This is a genomic window from Pseudoflavonifractor phocaeensis (assembly GCF_016901735.1).
Taxonomy (GTDB): Bacteria; Bacillota; Clostridia; order Oscillospirales; family Oscillospiraceae; genus Pseudoflavonifractor_A.
Genome location: NZ_JACLZC010000181.1, coordinates 1 through 625 on the forward strand (window position 1 = coordinate 1; position 625 = coordinate 625).

The 625-nt window shown below is 58.6% G+C and carries 1 protein-coding gene and 1 pseudogene; both read left to right on the plus strand.

The window, feature by feature from the left end; all coding sequences use genetic code 11:
* A pseudogene (locus H7U37_RS15145) lies at positions 1 to 224 on the plus strand (relaxase/mobilization nuclease domain-containing protein); the annotation flags it as partial.
* The gene (locus H7U37_RS15150) at positions 214 to 600 is read left to right on the plus strand and encodes a cysteine-rich VLP domain-containing protein (RefSeq protein WP_204876990.1); all 387 of its coding nucleotides are present in this window, start codon (positions 214 to 216) and stop codon (positions 598 to 600) included. The pseudogene H7U37_RS15145 and the gene H7U37_RS15150, both read left to right, overlap by 11 nt.
* Positions 601 to 625: the final 25 nt, after the last annotated feature.

A 625-nucleotide genomic window follows, 5' to 3' on the forward strand; every position in this document is an offset into this window, starting at 1 on the left:
ATTTCAAGGCGCATGGCATTACCAAGCTGCCCGCCCGGAAAGCGTTGCAGGCCGAGATCGAGCAGCTTATCTCCGAGAAAGACGGCCTGTATAACACCTATCACGAACAAAAACAGCGGTTCAAGGAGTTGCAGACCGTCAAGCGGAATATCGACCAGATTTTGCGCCGGGAGGAACCCCACCGCAGACCCCACCGCAGAAAGGAGCAGAGCCATGAGCGATAACCTGCTCCGCATGGACTACCGCCAGCACCGGCGGGCGCGGCGGCTGGTGCATGAGTGCTGTAACTACGACGGGGGGAACTGCCTGCTGTTAGACGACGGGGAGCCTTGCGTGTGCGTCCAGAGCATTTCCCTTTCCCTCATGTGCCGCTGGTTCCGTGTGGCTGTCCTGCCCCTTGACGTGGAGCTGGCCGCAGCCCTTTTGTACCGGGGGAGCCGGAAACGGTGTGCGGTCTGCGGCGCGGCATTTGTCCCCAAATCCAACCGGGGGAAATACTGCCCCAACTGCGCCGGACGCATGAAGAAAATCAAAGCCGCCGAGAGAAAGCGGAAACAAAGGCAGAGATGTCACGCTTTAGAGCCTTTCAAACCCGCATAAATCAAGGCTTTTTTCGTGGGTGTCA

What these genes read in the sequence shown, in the direction of transcription:
- H7U37_RS15150 (WP_204876990.1), top strand. Translation starts at nt 214, where the DNA reads ATGAGCGATAACCTGCTCCGCATGGACTACCGCCAGCACCGGCGGGCG.